This window comes from uncultured Tateyamaria sp. (assembly GCF_947503465.1).
GTDB lineage: Bacteria > Pseudomonadota > Alphaproteobacteria > Rhodobacterales > Rhodobacteraceae > Tateyamaria.
The window spans coordinates 986,757-1,002,792 of sequence record NZ_CANNDN010000001.1; the positions used below are offsets into that span (position 1 = coordinate 986,757).

General features: G+C 63.0%; 13 protein-coding genes. 5 read left to right on the plus strand and 8 right to left on the minus strand.

The window, feature by feature from the left end; translation table 11 throughout:
* Positions 1–32 precede the first annotated feature (32 nt).
* The 6 genes from Q0844_RS05030 to Q0844_RS05055 form a co-directional block, all read right to left on the minus strand.
* Positions 33–1,820: a penicillin-binding protein 2 gene (locus Q0844_RS05030; protein WP_299042744.1), complete on the minus strand. Its 1,788-nt coding sequence runs from the start codon at positions 1,818–1,820 to the stop codon at positions 33–35.
* Positions 1,817–2,164 (minus strand): cell division protein FtsL, encoded by a 348-nt coding sequence (locus Q0844_RS05035; RefSeq protein WP_299042745.1) that lies wholly within the window; start codon positions 2,162–2,164, stop codon positions 1,817–1,819. Before Q0844_RS05035 ends, Q0844_RS05030 begins: the two co-directional genes overlap by 4 nt.
* A complete protein-coding gene (rsmH, locus tag Q0844_RS05040) occupies positions 2,164–3,129 on the minus strand; it encodes a 16S rRNA (cytosine(1402)-N(4))-methyltransferase RsmH (RefSeq protein WP_299042746.1) in 966 nt (321 codons plus the stop codon). Before rsmH ends, Q0844_RS05035 begins: the two co-directional genes overlap by 1 nt.
* Position 3,130: 1 nt before the next feature.
* Entirely contained in the window at positions 3,131–3,622 is a 492-nt protein-coding gene (mraZ, locus tag Q0844_RS05045) for a division/cell wall cluster transcriptional repressor MraZ (RefSeq protein ID WP_299042747.1), read from the minus strand.
* Positions 3,623–4,322: 700 nt separating this feature from the next.
* Complete coding sequence (locus tag Q0844_RS05050) at positions 4,323–4,664, minus strand: gamma-glutamylcyclotransferase family protein (RefSeq protein WP_299042748.1); 342 nt, start codon at positions 4,662–4,664, stop codon at positions 4,323–4,325.
* Positions 4,661–5,734: an Mrp/NBP35 family ATP-binding protein gene (locus Q0844_RS05055; protein WP_299042749.1), complete on the minus strand. Its 1,074-nt coding sequence runs from the start codon at positions 5,732–5,734 to the stop codon at positions 4,661–4,663. The genes Q0844_RS05050 and Q0844_RS05055 overlap by 4 nt, the downstream gene beginning before the upstream one ends.
* Before the next feature lie 224 nt (positions 5,735–5,958).
* Between Q0844_RS05055 and Q0844_RS05060 the strand changes: the two genes are divergently transcribed.
* The 3 genes from Q0844_RS05060 (at position 5,959) to sigJ (ending at position 8,189) form a co-directional block, all read left to right on the plus strand.
* Positions 5,959–6,189 carry a DUF1127 domain-containing protein gene (locus tag Q0844_RS05060; protein WP_299042750.1) on the plus strand — a complete coding sequence of 77 codons (231 nt, stop codon included), beginning with the start codon at positions 5,959–5,961 and terminating at the stop codon, positions 6,187–6,189.
* 570 nt (positions 6,190–6,759) lie between these two features.
* The gene (locus Q0844_RS05065) at positions 6,760–7,308 is read left to right on the plus strand and encodes a hypothetical protein (protein WP_299042752.1); all 549 of its coding nucleotides are present in this window, start codon (positions 6,760–6,762) and stop codon (positions 7,306–7,308) included.
* Positions 7,305–8,189: an RNA polymerase sigma factor SigJ gene (gene sigJ, locus Q0844_RS05070; protein ID WP_299042754.1), complete on the plus strand. Its 885-nt coding sequence runs from the start codon at positions 7,305–7,307 to the stop codon at positions 8,187–8,189. Before Q0844_RS05065 ends, sigJ begins: the two co-directional genes overlap by 4 nt.
* Here the strand turns inward: sigJ and Q0844_RS05075 are convergent.
* On the minus strand, positions 8,186–10,615 hold the full coding sequence (locus Q0844_RS05075) for a UvrD-helicase domain-containing protein (protein WP_299042755.1): 2,430 nt from the start codon (positions 10,613–10,615) through the stop codon (positions 8,186–8,188). The genes sigJ and Q0844_RS05075 overlap by 4 nt on opposite strands.
* A gap of 168 nt (positions 10,616–10,783) precedes the next feature.
* Between Q0844_RS05075 and Q0844_RS05080 the strand changes: the two genes are divergently transcribed.
* Positions 10,784–11,926, plus strand: a complete 1,143-nt coding sequence (locus Q0844_RS05080) for an alpha-hydroxy acid oxidase (protein WP_299042756.1) — start codon at positions 10,784–10,786, stop codon at positions 11,924–11,926.
* A 32-nt stretch (positions 11,927–11,958) separates the two neighbouring features.
* Here the strand turns inward: Q0844_RS05080 and Q0844_RS05085 are convergent, their stop codons facing one another.
* Entirely contained in the window at positions 11,959–12,402 is a 444-nt protein-coding gene (locus tag Q0844_RS05085) for a BLUF domain-containing protein (RefSeq protein ID WP_299042758.1), read from the minus strand.
* Positions 12,403–12,560: 158 nt separating this feature from the next.
* Here Q0844_RS05085 and Q0844_RS05090 point away from each other — a divergent pair, with 158 nt between their 5' ends.
* Positions 12,561–16,007 carry a pyruvate carboxylase gene (locus Q0844_RS05090; protein WP_299042760.1) on the plus strand — a complete coding sequence of 1,149 codons (3,447 nt, stop codon included), beginning with the start codon at positions 12,561–12,563 and terminating at the stop codon, positions 16,005–16,007.
* Positions 16,008–16,036: the final 29 nt, after the last annotated feature.

The following is a 16,036-nucleotide window of genomic DNA, read 5'->3' on the forward strand; positions in this document are numbered from 1 at the left end:
CGTCGCCTTACGGTTCGGGTGCGATACGCACCTCAGTTGCTGCTGGTCAGCGTTATATCAGCGAGGGTGGCAGGTTCAACGCTTGGGCGCAGGCCAAGCAGCGGTGCAATACGGCCAATCATCTCGGCGGCCACGGGCACAGCGGTCCAGCCCGCAGTGCGGCGCGGCTTGTCGCCCGAGGTTTCGACCGGTTCGTCCAGCGTCACAACCAACACATATTTCGGATCGTGGGCGGGGAACATCGTGGCAAAGGTCGCGATGACCTTGTCGTCGTAATACCCGCCCCGCGGCTTTGGCTTGTCGGCCGTCCCCGTCTTGCCGCCCACGGCATAGCCCGGCACCTCGGCCATACTGGCCGTGCCCTCGGTCACCACCTTGCGCAACATCTCGCGGGCGGCTCGGGCCGCGCCCTCGCTCATCACCCGGTCGCCCAAACGAGGGCCATGTTGCTTGAGGATCGTGGGCGCGACCAGCCGCCCGCCATTGGCGATGGCCGCATAACCCGCCGCCAGATGCATGGGCGAGGAAGACAGCCCGTGACCATAGCTGACCGTAACAGCACTCAGCTCGGTCCAGCGCTTAGGCAACAGCGGCTTGCCGGTGCGCGCCTCGACAATCTCGAAACCCGTCGGCTCGAAAAACCCCAGCTTTTTCAGGAATTCCTGCTGACGCTCTACCCCGATCTGCAACGCCATGCGCCCGGTGCCGCGGTTCGAGGATTTGACGATGATGTCAGCCACACTCAGCTTGCCGTAGTTCTTGTTGCGGAATTCACCGATGCGGAACCCGCCCACTTTCATGGGTCCCGATGTGTCGATGATGGTCGACGGCGACACCAGACCCAGATCAACGGCCTGCGCGGCGGTAAAGATCTTGAAGGCCGAGCCCAGCTCGTACACCCCTTGCACCGACCGATTGAACAGCGGGCTGTCGCTCTGGTCACCTTGGGTGGCGGGACGCGGGCGATTGTTCGGATCAAAATGCGGCAGCGACACGACCGAGATCACCTCGCCCGTATGCACATCCATCAGAACCGATGTCGCCCCCTTGGCGTTCATCAGCTTCATACCGCCATACAGCACCCGCTCGGACGCGGCCTGGACCGTCAGGTCCAGTGACAGTTGCAACGGCGTCTGCCCATTGGCCGGGTCACGCAGGTACTCATCGAACTGCTTTTCGACACCCGCCACACCGATCACTTCGGCAGCGCTGACGCCTTCCTTGCCGAAACTGGCACCGCCCAATACGTGGGCCGCCAGCGATCCGTTGGGATATAGGCGCATATCGCGTGGACCAAACAGCAAGCCCGGGTCGCCGATCTCGTGCACCGCCTGCATCTGCTCGGGGCTGATTTTCTTGCGGATCCACAAGAACTTGCGCGTGCCGGTGAAATCCTCCAGCAGGTCCTTTTCCTTCAGGTCGGGGAAAATCGCGACCAGCCCCTTGGCCGCCGCCACCGGGTCCACCATCTGGGGCGGCTGCGCATAGAGGGCATGGGTCTCGAAATTGGTCGCCAAAAGTCGTCCCTTCCGGTCCACGATATCCGCACGGGCCGCCGAAATGGCGGCACCCTGCACGCTCGCGCGCGGCTCGACAGGCTCGGAGGTCGCAAGCATTCCCATGCGCACCGCAACCGTGACAAAGGCACAGAAAAAGAATAGGCCCAAGACCAGCAAACGCCCTTCGGCCCGTTGCCTGGCACGGTCACGCATCTCCTCGTGCCGGGCGCGCAGGTTCTCGCGTTCGATGGCTTCGGTGCTTTCTCCGGCCGCACGGGCTGGCAGGATTCGGGCCAATGGGCGCAAAGGTGTGCGGGTCATGGCTGTTGCTCCAAAGCGCCCGACACGTCGACGGCATTGTCGATCACCAGCGGTTCGGGTGCGGGATAGGCCACCTCGTCCACATGTCCGAACTGATCGGGCCGGAAGGGCAGAAGGCCCAACCGGTCAAAGTTGATGTCAGCCAGGTCGCGCAAACGGTCGGGGCGGTTCAAGTAGGCCCATTCGGCCTTGAGTACGGCCAGACGGGCATGCGCCTCGCGAATGTCGCGGTGCAACTGATCCGTTTCGGCCAGCACCTCTTGCGTCGCGTAATTCTCGCGGTAGGCCCAAAAGGCAAGGCCAATCACCGCCATCGTCGTCAAGATATACAAAACGGTGCGCATCAGATGGCCCCCCTGACCTGCGGCATTCCAATACTCTTTGCATCGATCGTTCCGGGCGCTGCATCCGTGCGCACGGCCACCCGCAATTTCGCCGACCGGCTGCGCGGGTTTGCCGCCAATTCGTCCTTGTCAGGACCAATCGCCTTGCGGGTCCGCAATTCGAACTGAGCCGGGGCTGTTTCGACCTCGGGCGCATAGCGGTTGGCATTGGCCTGCCGCCCCCCACGCGCAGTCAGAAAGCGTTTGACCATGCGGTCCTCAACCGAATGAAAGGTGACGACGGCCAACTGCCCACCCGGCTTCAACGCGCGTTCCGCCGCCATAAGCCCCTGATACAGCTCGTCATATTCGTTGTTCACCGCAATGCGCAGCGCCTGAAAACTGCGGGTTGCGGGATGCGATTGGCCGGGCTTGGGCCGGGGCAGGCATTTCTCGATAATACCCACCAGCTCAAGCGTCGTGATGATGGGGCGCGCGGTGATGATGGCCCGCGCAATGCGCCGACTGGCGCGCTCCTCCCCATATTGAAACAGAATATCGGCCAACACACTCTCGTCCGCCGCATTCACGATGTCCGCAGCCGAAGGCCCGTCTTGCGACATGCGCATGTCCAGTGGCCCGTCCTGCATAAAGGAAAAGCCGCGCTCGGCCTGATCAAGCTGCATCGACGACACGCCCAGATCCAGAACCACGCCGTCCAGGCCCCGCCCGTAATCATCCAGTTTCGAAAACACACCCTGCTGCATCACGATCCGGTCGCCATAGGCGGCGGCCCATGCGCCCGCCAGTTCGAAGGCCAGCGGATCGCGGTCCACCGCAATCACCTGTTCTGCTCCAGCCTCCAGCAAGGCGCGGGTGTATCCGCCCGCTCCAAAGGTTCCGTCCAACCAAACGCCCGCGATGGGCGCGCATTCCTTCAGGATCGCGTTGATCAGAACCGGAATATGTGGCCCCCCAGCCGACATCTTATTCCATGTCCCCGTCCAGATAGGCAGACGGGTCAAGGTCCGGGTCGAACCCCTCGTCATCGAGCACCGCAATACTTTCGTCATAGGCGTCGGGCTGCCAGATTTCGAATGTGTCACCGGAAGAGACAAAGCGCGCCATGCCATCAAGGCCGATCTTTTCCCGCAACTTGGCCGGCAGCACGATGCGGCCTGTGTCATCCACAACCGTTTCGATGGACTGTGCGCTATACAGCCGCTCCATCGCCTTCCGCTTGGCGGAACCGCGTGGGAATTTTGCAATCTTGTCGTCCACCTCGTCCATGGCCTCGATCGTGAAACCTTCGAGGTAGTCACGGGTCGCCCCGCCATAGACGATGATGATGCGGGGCGGCAGGCCTTCCGTCCACTCGGGATCGCAGGCCTCGATCACACGACGAAACGAGGCCGGGATAGACACCCGCCCCTTTGCGTCCACCTTGTGGTCGCTTTCGCCTCTGAACCTGCGTGCCACCTGTTGGCCCGTCCCTTGTTTTTCCGTCGCGCCCCCGCGCCTTTTCCGTCCCCAGTCACCGCGGCCCTCTTGCGGGACCTGTTGGCTGCCCTTCGAAGGGCTGAAATGGAAACGGCGGGTTGATCTGCTGCCACTGATCAACCCGCCGCCCTCGTCCCGCCTTGCGGGATGTCCAGCTGCGCGCGCCACCTGGGGGGATGTCTGCTCGCTCGCGCGCCGGATCTCTGGTCTGATGAAAGCGAGGTGCCTGTATGAAACCTGCTAGAGTTTTGTTTTTTGCTTGGGGTCGTTTGCTGCCCCGTGCTCGTTCTCATCCGATGCATAAGGGATGACATGGGATTTGATGGGAAACAATAGTTTTTTACGGACAACAGCGCCTAAACCTTGTGATCAAGGGGCTTGGAAAACAAGATGTAGTGGCTGAAATGAGGAATTGTGGCGCTTATTATGCGATACATCTGTCGCCTCATACCATATGTAGTGTTGTTACTGCATCCAGCACACGCGCCCACAAAATCCCAAAAAATGCGCATCACTTGACGGCCGGAAAGGCATGTTCTTTTTATGTTCTACTGTTTGACACTGAATTCAACCAGTTTCCAAAGGAAATTGATTCGAATCATTTGGGTTTGGCGGATAAATCCCACGCTTTCCCACGCACAGGCCCATGGCATCCCAGGCACGGGACGCGGTCTGTACGCTAATCGGCCAATGCGTAGATAAAGGCCACCACGGTCCCGGCATCCGTTTCGATCGGCACAGCGACACGTGCATAGCCCGGCCCCTCGAACGCATCCAGTCGGGACCAATGATCCGGCAAGTCTTTCGAATGGAGCAGGTGGACCTCAACCTCGGGTCCGTTTGGGTCAAGGATCAAGCCGGGAAACCCCATCTGAGCGCCCCACCCGGCTGCCTTGAGATGACCGCGGACGCGACCGAGCGACCATTTGCCCTGTATTCCCTCAAGCTGATCCGCATTGGCACGACCCGGCGCCAATGTGCCATAGGTCGCCAAACGGTGCCCGGGATCGGATGAGGTCAAGCCATACCACCTTTGATCAACCCGTCGGCAATACGTGCGTAGGCTTGCGCCATCGGGCCGTCACCCGCAGCAATCGGGGTACCGCCATCCCCAGCCAGTCGGGTTTCAAGATCGATTGGGAGCGCGCCCAAGAGAGGCACACCCATCTTTTCGGCCTCCGCCGCCACACCGCCCTGACCAAAGATCTGATGCTCCGCCCCGCAATCGGGGCAGACAAACATCGACATGTTCTCGATCAGCCCCAGCACCGGGGTCTTCAGCGTGGCAAACATATCCAGCGCCTTACGGGCGTCGATCAGAGCCACATCCTGCGGCGTGCTGACGACAATAGCGCCGGTCAGTTCGGACTTCGTACACAGCGTCAGTTGCACATCGCCCGTCCCCGGCGGCAGGTCGACCAGCAACACGTCCAACTCGCCCCACTCAACCTGCCCCAGCATCTGCTGCAAGGCGCCCATCAGCATCGGGCCCCGCCAGACCACGGCCTTGCCCTCTTCCAGCATGAAACCGATGGACATCAAAGTGACCCCATGGGCTTGCAGCGGAATGATGGTCTTGCCATCAGGTGATGCGGGGCGCTTGTTGACACCCATCATCCGGGGCTGGGACGGTCCATAGATATCTGCATCCAGCAAACCCACCTTGCGGCCCTGCTTGGCCAGCGCCACGGCCAGGTTGGACGATACGGTCGACTTGCCCACGCCCCCCTTGCCGGACCCGATGGCCAGGATGCGCTGGACACCCGACGGCTTGGTTGGCCCCTCTTGCGGCTTGGGATGACCACCGATCTTCAGGCTGGGCGGCGCCGCGGGCTTTGGCGCAGGCCCATGGGCCGTCAACGCCACGCGCGCCTCCGCCACCCCTTCCATATCGCGCACCATCTTTTCGGCGGCTGCACGAATGGGCTCCATCCGCGCGGCCATCTCGGGCGTTGGCGCTTCGATCACAAAGTGCACGGCATCGCCCTGCACCTGAACCGCCCGAATCAAATCGCGGCTGATCAGGTCCCCCCCGTCCGGCATTCCGATGCTGGCCAGTGCGTCCATGACATTTTGTTTCGTGACGGCCATGCTCGAATTCTCCGCGTTATGGCGCAAGAAATGGCACATTCCACGTCAGAGGCAAGGGCCCGCCGACTGCCCCGGCGTAAACGCCGCATCCTTGTGCGACTTGCCCAGCAATTCAACCGCAGGCCTATGCAAATGCTGCATGGCAGCATTGAATTGGTGTGCATTGTGCACCCGCAGCATTGGCTTATATTTGGGTCAACGAAATGAGCATGAGGCAAAAAAACATGGCCTATTACAATGATGTAGCACAGCGCAGCGATCTGGTGGAACGTATCCTCGGCTCCGCTGCACGTGTTTTCCAAGCCGCTGCAGAGCGTCACGCGAAACAGCGTATCTTCCGCAGCACCTTTACCGAGCTGAACGCTTTGTCGAACCGCGAACTGGCCGATCTGGGCCTGCACCGGTCCGAACTCAAGCGCGTGGCCTGGGAATCTGCAAACGGCGAAACCGCCTGACACGAAACACACGAGATCAGATGGCCCTCTCCTCCTCCCTGGGGCATCTGAAATTGGCGGCGGCGCCTTCCTCCTCCCTGGCGTCGCCGCACCTTTAACACCGCGATACATCGCTGCACCGGTCCTCCTCCTCCCTGACCAGCGCGATGTTGCAAGGGCGGCGGCATTCACCTCCTCCCGAATGTCGCCGCACGAATACCGCACCACACCGGTGCGTCAGATTGCCTGACACGGTCTTCCTCCTCCCTGACCGCGGGCATGAAGAAGGCGGCGGTTCCCTCCTCCGGGGGATCGCCGCTTTTTCTTTGTGGCACTCCAAAAAATCGCACCAAACCTGTCACAGCACGGTCCCCCGGCACGTCACTTCCCATGACACCGGCAAGGAAGGGACGACATGCTGTGCATTCCGTGGAAAATACGGGGCCCGTTTCATCGAACAGGTGGCAGGACATGCGTCCTGCCCATGGCGCGGCAGCGCCTCCCCCAGTGTCTGCGCGGCATACCTCGCCCGCGTCCGTACTGGACAAGCCCTGCCATCGCATTCTCAATACCCCTCAAGGAGCCTACGCCATGATCCGCGCATTCCTGCATTCCGGCACCCGCCGCTTTGCCAAGCAATTCGGGTACAACGCCCGGTACCAGCATGACATCATCGATACCGACTGGGGCGCCGGGGCCCGGTTGGCATTGTTCCAGGTGATCAGCAATTACGCCGGACCCAGATCCGCGCATCACATCCGCATGGGCGCACTTGTAGGTTCGGCCGTCGAAGGCGATTGCGGGCCATGCGCGCAACTGACGGTGGACATGGCATTGGCCTACGGCGCACGCGCCGCCGATATCCAGATTGCCCTGAACGGCGCCCCGGAGGCGGCGGGCGATTTCGGCCTTGGCTACCAATTTGCATGGGCCGCCATTCGCGGCGATGACACGCTGGATGACCTGCGCGCGCGGATCGAAGCAGTCCACGGTCCCCGCGCGGTGATCGCGGCGTCGTTCGCGGCCGCCTTTGCGCGCACCTACCCGGTGATCAAGCGTGGCACGGGCCATGGCAAGCTGTGTCAGCGGCTGGACGTGAACGGCACCTCGATCACGCTGACCCACCCCACAGCCGCATGACCGCCTGGGTCGATCAGTTCGAAGCACAGCGGCCGATGTTGATGGCCCTGTGCTACCGCATGCTTGGCGAACGCGCCGCGGCCGAGGATGCGGTACAGGACACCTGGTTGAAGTGGTCCACAGCAGATCACGCCCGCATCCAAACACCGGCCGCGTGGCTGCGCACCGCCGCGACACGCGTGGCCATCGACAGCCTGCGCCGCGCCAAGACCCGGCGCGAAACCTATGTCGGCCCCTGGCTGCCCGAGCCACTGATCGTCGACGACACCACCGCCGAAGACGACTTTGCGCACGCGCAGGACTGCGAACTGGCGCTGCTTTGGATCATGGACACGCTCCCCACAAGCGAACGCGCCGCTTTTGTGCTGCGCGAGGCGTTTGACGCCTCCTATGACGAAATCGCGCAGACGCTTGGCAAATCGGAAGCCGCCTGCCGGCAATTGGTCAGTCGTGCCCACCGACGCGTGGCGCAGGCAACGCCCGACCTGTCGCAACCTGCTGGCAAGCGGGCGGCCCAGATCAGCGGCTTCCTGGCCGCCATCGCCAACAATGATCTGGACGCGGCCAAGACCTATCTGGCACCGGATGCGGTTTCGATCTCGGATGGCGGGGCCAAGGCGCGCGCGGCGCGACGCCCCCTGGTTGGCCCCGACGACATCATCGCCGTCTCGCATGCTGTCACGCAAAAGCTGGGCACCACATTGACCCCGACCCCGGTCACGGCCAACGGCCATCCGGCATTGATGCTGATGGAAGGCACGCGTGTCCATGCGCTGGTGTCGGCCGCGTTGAACGCCGCCGGGCAGATCTGCTGGATGTACACGATGCGCAACCCCGACAAGCTGGCCTTGCCGCGCGGACTTCAAGCCGCGCTGCCCTAGAACGGAATGTCGTCCGTCCCCGAAACGAACCGGGACACGACTTTCTTCACCCCGGCCTTTTCAAACGCGACCTCCAGCTTGTCGCCTTCGATCCCGACAATCGCGCCATAGCCGAACTTCTGGTGGAACACCCGTTCGCCCACGGTAAAGGCGGACACCGCGTTCAGGTCGATGACCGTGTTGCGGCTTTCCTGCGGTTGGCTCAGGGGGCGCTCGCCCGCCCGCGCCTGCAACCGCTTCCAGCCCGGCGAGTTGTAGACATTCGCCTCTGCCGCGGCCTGGTGCAGGCGCGATTCCCCGCCCATGGACGGCGCCGCCGCCCCAAAGCCACCGCCATAGAGACCGGGCGGGGTCAGCACATCCACATGATCCTCGGGCAACTCGTCCACAAACCGCGACGGCAGCGACGACTGCCACTGCCCGAACACCCGCCGGTTCGACGCAAAGGAAATGGTGCACACCTCTTCCGCCCGCGTGATGCCCACATAGGCCAGCCGCCGTTCCTCCTCGAGGCCCTTGACCCCGCTTTCGTCCATCGACCGCTGCGACGGGAAAAGCCCGTCTTCCCAGCCCGGCAGGAACACGCACGGAAACTCCAGCCCCTTGGCCGCGTGCAACGTCATGATGCTGACCTTGGCCTCAGCATCCTCGCTGGCGTTGTCCATCACCAGCGACACATGCTCCAGAAAGCCTTGCAAGTTCTCAAAGGATTCAAGGGCTTTCACCAGTTCCTTCAAGTTCTCCAACCGCCCCGGCGCCTCGGGCGTCTTGTCATTCTGCCAATGCGCGGTATAGCCGCTCTCGTCCAGGATGATCTCGGCCAACTCGATATGGCTGACGGGCGGCGGGCCGTAGTCAACGCGCAAGGGCGCCACGCCCTCGTCCAGCACGGCATCGTCCTGCGCCACCTCGATCCGGGGGCCACGCAGCTTGGAATTCCACCGCGCAATCCCGTCAACAAGGGTCCGCAACTCATTGCCGCCCTTGCCTTTTATCAATCCCTGCTCAACGGCCAGCCGCGCCCCTTCGACCAGTGACACACCATTGGCGCGGGCCGTGATCTGAATGGTCTGCTGCGCCTTGTCGCCCAGGCCGCGCTTGGGCGTGTTCACGATCCGCTCGAACGCCAGATCATCGTCCGGGCTGACAACCACCCGGAAATAGGCCATCGCATCCCGGATCTCCATCCGCTCGTAAAACCGCGGCCCGCCAATCACGCGATAGGGCAAACCGATGGTCAGAAACCGGTCTTCAAAAGCGCGCATCTGGTGGCTGGCGCGAACCAGAATTGCCATCTCTTCCAATGACATGGCGCGCACACCTCGTGTGCCCGACTGCGCCGCCTCGATCTCCTCCCCGATCCAGCGGGCTTCTTCCTCTCCGTCCCAATGACCGATCAGGCGCACCTTCTCGCCCTCGTTCTTGTCGGTCCACAGCGTCTTGCCCAGACGGTTCTCGTTGCCGTCAATGACGCCCGAGGCAGCCCCGAGGATATGCGGTGTCGACCGGTAATTCTGCTCCAGCCGCACCACATGCGCGCCGGGAAAATCCTTTTCGAACCGCAGGATGTTGCCCACCTCGGCCCCGCGCCAGCCATAGATCGACTGGTCGTCGTCGCCCACGCAACAGATGTTCTTGTGCCCCTGCGCAAGCAGCCGCAGCCACAGGTATTGGGCCACGTTCGTGTCCTGATACTCGTCCACAAGGATAAACGCGAACCAGCGCTGATACTGTGCCAGCACATCCTGATGCGTCTGAAAGATGGTGACCATGTGCAACAGCAGATCACCAAAATCGCAGGCGTTCAGCTCCTTCAGACGTGCCTGATATAGCGCGTACAATTCTACGCCCTTGTGGTTGTAAGCGCCTGCATCGGCGGCAGGCACTTTGTCCGGCGTCAGCGCCCGGTTCTTCCAGCCGTCGATGATCGACGCCAACTGCCGCGCAGGCCACCGCTTGTCGTCGATGTTCGCCGCGGACACCAATTGCTTCAGCAACCTGATCTGATCATCCGTATCCAGAATGGTAAAGTTCGATTTCAACCCCACCAGTTCCGCATGCCGCCGCAACAGCTTCACACAGATCGCGTGAAACGTGCCCAGCCAAGGCATGCCTTCGATCTGCTGGCCCAGCATCTGGCCCACGCGGTTCTTCATCTCGCGCGCGGCCTTGTTGGTAAAGGTGACTGCCAAAATCTCGTTCGGACGCGCGCGCCCCGTGTTCAGCAGATGCACGATGCGCGCCGTCAGCGCCCGGGTCTTGCCTGTGCCCGCCCCCGCCAGCATCAGGACAGGCCCATCCAGCTTTTCCACCGCCTCGCGTTGCGCGGGGTTCAGCCCGTCCAGATAGGGTTGCGGCCGCGCCGCCATGGCCCGCGCCGACAGGGATGCGCCCTCGAAGGCGTCGAATTCGTCATAACTGCTCATGTCCCCAATGTACTCTGCACGCGGCCGAAGGAAAACCCTGATGTTCGCGCGATGTTCCACCCCTTCGCTGTTTCGAAAAATTTCCCCGGCAGGGCCAAGGGCCAAGGGCAGAGCCCAAGAAAACTCAATGACTTGCGAGCACGCGCCGCGCTCGCCATAAACGCGCCCATGGATCTCAACAGCCGCTATCCCGCCCTCAGCGACCTGCGCGCCCGCGCCCAAAGGCGAATCCCGAAATTCGTCTGGGAATACCTGGACAGCGGCACCGGGGTCGAAGCCACGCGGCGCCGCAACCGGTCGGCGCTGGACCAGATCGGTCTGATGCCGTCGATCCTGCACGGCGAATTCGACCCGGATCTGTCAACCAACCTGCTGGGGGTGCACCGCCCCCTGCCCTTCGGCATCGCGCCCGTGGGCATGTCCGGCCTCATGTGGCCCGACGCGGAACGTCATCTAGCCCAGGGGGCCGCGCGCCTTGGCATCCCCTATGCCCTGTCGACCGTCGCTGCCGCGTCGCCCGAAGATGTTGCGCCCCACCTGGGGGATGACGCGTGGTTCCAGATGTACCCGCCGCGCGACGAAGGCATTCGCCGCGACATGCTGGACCGGGCCAGGGCCGCGGGGTTCAGCACATTGATCCTGACGGTCGACGTGCCCGTGGCCTCGCGCCGGGAACGCCAGACCCGATCGGGCCTCACAAACCCGCCCCGCCTGACGCCGCGCCTGATGGCGCAGGTCGCCATGCGCCCGGCCTGGGCGATGGCGATGGCGCGCAAGGGGATGCCACATATGCGGATGCTGGATGCCTACACCACATCCGCCACCGAAAACCTGCCCGTGACGGCGCATGTTGGCTACCTGCTGCGCACCTCGCCCGATTGGGATTACGTGTCGTGGCTGCGCGATGCGTGGGACGGCCCGTTTGTCGTCAAAGGTGTCATGCGCGGCACCGATGCCGAGCGGCTGGAGACGCTGGGCGTCGACGCGATCTGGGTGTCCAACCATGCAGGCCGCCAGTTTGACGCCGCCCCGGGCACAATCGAAGTGCTGCCTGCCATCCGCCGCGCCACCCAATTGCCGATCATCTTCGACAGTGGCGTCGAAGGGGGCCTCGACATCCTGCGGGCGATGGCGTCCGGCGCTGATTTCGTGATGCTGGGGCGTGGCTGGCACTACGCCCTTGCGGCCCTTGGCCCGGACGGGATCGACCACCTTGCCCACATCCTGGCCGAAGATCTCAAGGCCAACATGGGCCAGCTGGGCGCGCGCACGCTCAACGATCTTCCACAGCCGATTTTGCGCACCGACTGATACCGCCCGCCAAAGCAGGCGCGCGACGCATCTCAGGCCGGTGGGACAAGCTTTGTCGCACCTACGCTTAACAAAAAGCTGCGCAAGATCGCATCCAGCCGCGCGTCAGGCACCGCGCCATTGGCCGACACCTCGACAAGGCGCGTCAGGGCAAAGACACTTTCCCGCGCCTCCGGTGACAGCTCCTTGATATCGCAGAACCCCATCCGCCAGCGCGTGAACAGGCGCTCTGTCACCTGTTCGCTGAGCAGTGGGCGCATCCGCCTGTGCCGTTCGTCCACTTCGATCCGGCGCAGACAGTCCTCGACCGCCGCGTCAGGTCCTTCCAGCACCTGCAAGAACCGGTCGTTGTGGTAGATCAGCATGCCCGTCAAACCGTCGCGCGCGTTGTTGCGCCGCGCCGTGTTCAGGATGTCCGACAGCGCGGATGGATTTAAGGGGCCCAGAGACAAACTTGTGTACACGTGCCGGATCATCAAACGCTCCTTGCCGTAAATCACGACCTATATTCGGCAATCCCTTCAACGTGGTTAAAGCGACGGGTCCGGCATACCCACAACCACGTATTGTTTGCGTTGCACAAACGTCATAAAGGATGCTGCGACTGCAAAATACGGCCCCGGGGGGAGCTTACATGCCCGACTTCCAGAAAATCCTGATTGCCAACCGGGGCGAGATCGCCATCCGCATCATGCGTGCCGCGAACGAGATGGGCAAGAGAACGGTCGCCGTCTTCGCCGAGGAGGACAAGCTGGGCCTGCACCGGTTCAAGGCGGACGAAGCCTACCGCATCGGCGAGGGGCTGGGCCCGGTGGCCGCCTACCTGAGCATTGACGAAATGATCCGTGTGGCGCGCGAAAGCGGCGCCGACGCCATCCACCCCGGCTATGGTCTGTTGTCCGAAAACCCTGACTTCGTGGATGCCTGCGAGAAAAACGGCATCACCTTCATCGGCCCCAAATCCGAAACCATGCGCGCGCTCGGCGACAAGGCCAGCGCCCGCCGGGTCGCGATCGAAGCGGGTGTGCCCGTCATCCCCGCGACCGAAGTGCTGGGCGACGACATGGACGCTATCCGGAAAGCGGCGAAAGAGGTCGGGTACCCCCTGATGCTCAAGGCGTCCTGGGGCGGCGGCGGTCGCGGCATGCGCCCGATCCTTGCCGAAGACGAGGTCGAGGAAAAAGTGCTCGAAGGCCGCCGCGAGGCCGAAGCCGCCTTTGGCAACGGCGAAGGGTATCTTGAAAAGATGATCACCCGCGCCCGCCATGTCGAGGTGCAGATCCTGGGCGACAAGCACGGCGGCATGTACCACCTGTTTGAGCGCGATTGTTCCGTCCAGCGCCGCAACCAAAAAGTGGTCGAGCGCGCCCCCGCCCCCTACCTGACCGACGCCAAGCGCACCGAAATCTGCGAGCTTGGCTACAAGATCTGCAAACACGTGAACTACGAATGCGCAGGCACGGTCGAATTCCTGATGGATATGGAAACCTCCAAGTTCTACTTCATCGAGGTAAACCCCCGCGTGCAGGTCGAACACACCGTCACAGAGGAAGTGACCGGCATCGACATCGTGCGCGCCCAGATCCTGATTGCCGAAGGCAAGCCGATTGACGAAGCGACGGGCAAGGCCAGCCAGAAGGACATCGTCCTGACCGGGCACGCCCTGCAAACCCGCGTCACCACCGAAGACCCGCAAAACAACTTCATCCCCGACTACGGCCGCATCACCGCCTACCGCTCGGCCACGGGCATGGGCATCCGTCTGGATGGCGGCACCGCCTATGCGGGCGGCGTCATCACCCGCTACTATGACAGCCTGCTGACCAAGGTGACGTCCAAGGGCCCGACACCCGAAATCGCCATCGCCCGCATGGACCGTGCCCTGCGCGAATTCCGTATTCGCGGCGTGTCGACCAACATCGCGTTTGTCGAAAACCTGCTCAAACACCCGACCTTCCTGTCGAACGAATACACCACCAAGTTCATCGACGAGACGCCGGAGCTGTTCCAGTTCCCCAAACGGCGCGACCGCGGCACCAAGGTGCTGACCTATATCGCCGACATCACCGTGAACGGGCACCCCGAGGTCAAGGACCGCCCCCGCCCCCGCGCCGATATCAAGAACCCCAAACCGCCCACCTTGCAGGCCGACCCGTCGCACCAGATGGGCACACGCAACCTGCTGGAACAGAAGGGCCCGCAGGCGGTCGCCGACTGGATGAAACAGCAACAGCAATTGCTGATCACCGACACGACCATGCGCGACGGACACCAGTCGCTGCTTGCCACCCGCATGCGCAGCTACGACATGATCAAGGTGGCGCCGGCCTATTCGGCCAACCTGCCACAGCTGTTCTCGATGGAATGCTGGGGCGGGGCCACGTTCGATGTCGCCTACCGCTTTTTGCAGGAATGCCCCTGGCAGCGCCTGCGCGACCTGCGCGAGCGTATGCCCAACCTGATGACGCAAATGCTGCTGCGCGGGGCCAACGGCGTTGGCTACACCAACTACCCCGACAACGTGGTGCAGGAATTCGTGCGCGTGGCGGCGACCAGCGGGGTGGACGTGTTCCGCGTCTTCGACAGCCTCAACTGGGTCGAAAACATGCGCGTCGCCATGGACGCGGTGCAGGACCAGAACAAGATCTGCGAAGGCACGGTGTGCTACACCGGCGACATCATGGACCCCGACCGGGCCAAGTATGACCTGAAATACTATGTCGACATGGGCAACCAGCTGAAAGCGGCAGGCGCCCACATCCTTGGCCTCAAGGACATGGCGGGCCTTCTGAAACCCGCTGCCGCCACGCAACTGATCCGCGCGCTCAAACAAGAGGTGGGCCTGCCGATCCACTTCCATACCCACGACACCGCAGGCTCTGCCGTCGCCACCATCCTCGCTGCGTCCGAGGCAGGCGTGGACGCCGTCGATTGCGCCATGGACGCGCTGTCGGGCAACACGTCACAGGCCACGCTCGGCACCGTGGTACAGGCGCTGCAGCACACCGACCGCGACACCGGGCTCGACATCGATGCGGTGCGCGACATCTCGGATTACTGGGATGCGGTCCGCGCCCACTACGCCGCGTTTGAAAGCGGCATGCAGGCCCCAAGTTCCGAAGTCTATCTGCACGAAATGCCCGGTGGCCAGTTCACCAACCTCAAAGCGCAGGCGCGCAGCCTCGGCCTTGAAGAACGCTGGCCCGAGGTCGCGCGCACCTATGCGGACGTGAACCAGATGTTCGGCGACATCGTGAAGGTTACGCCGTCGTCCAAGGTGGTGGGCGACATGGCCCTGATGATGGTGTCCCAGGGGCTGACACGGGAAGAGGTCGAAGACCCCGCAAAGGACGTCGCCTTTCCCGACAGTGTCGTCGACATGATGCGTGGCAATCTGGGCCGGCCTCCGGGCGGTTTCCCGCAGGGCATCCAGCAAAAGGTGCTCAAGGGAGAACAGCCAAACACCGCCCGCCCCGGCGCGGACGTGCCCCCCGTTGATCTGGAAGACACCCGTGCCGACCTCTCCAAACAGCTTGAAGGCAAGGCCGTCGATGACGAGGACCTGTCGGGCTACCTGATGTATCCCAAGGTCTTTCTGGATTACATGGGCCGCCACCGGATTTACGGCCCGGTCCGGGCGTTGCCGACCAACACCTTCTTCTATGGCATGAAACCCGGCGACCAGATCACGGCAGAGATCGACCCGGGCAAGACCCTCGAAATCCGCCTGCAAGCGGTGGGTGAAACCAACGAAGACGGCGAAGTGCGCGTGTTCTTCGAGTTGAACGGCCAGCCCCGCACCATCCGCGTGCCGAACCGCCTGGTGAAATCGCAAACCGTCTCGCGGCCCAAGGCCGAAGACGGCAACGCCTCACATGTCGGCGCGCCCATGCCGGGCGTTGTCGCCAGCGTGGGCGTCACAGCAGGCCAGGAGGTCTGCGAAGGCGATCTGCTGCTGACCATCGAGGCCATGAAGATGGAAACCGGCATCCACGCCGAACGCGACGCGGTGGTCAAGGCGGTGCACGTCGCGGCGGGCGGTCAGATCGACGCCAAGGACCTGCTGGTCGAACTGGAATGACGCGCCCGTCAGCCCGGTAGACACGCCCG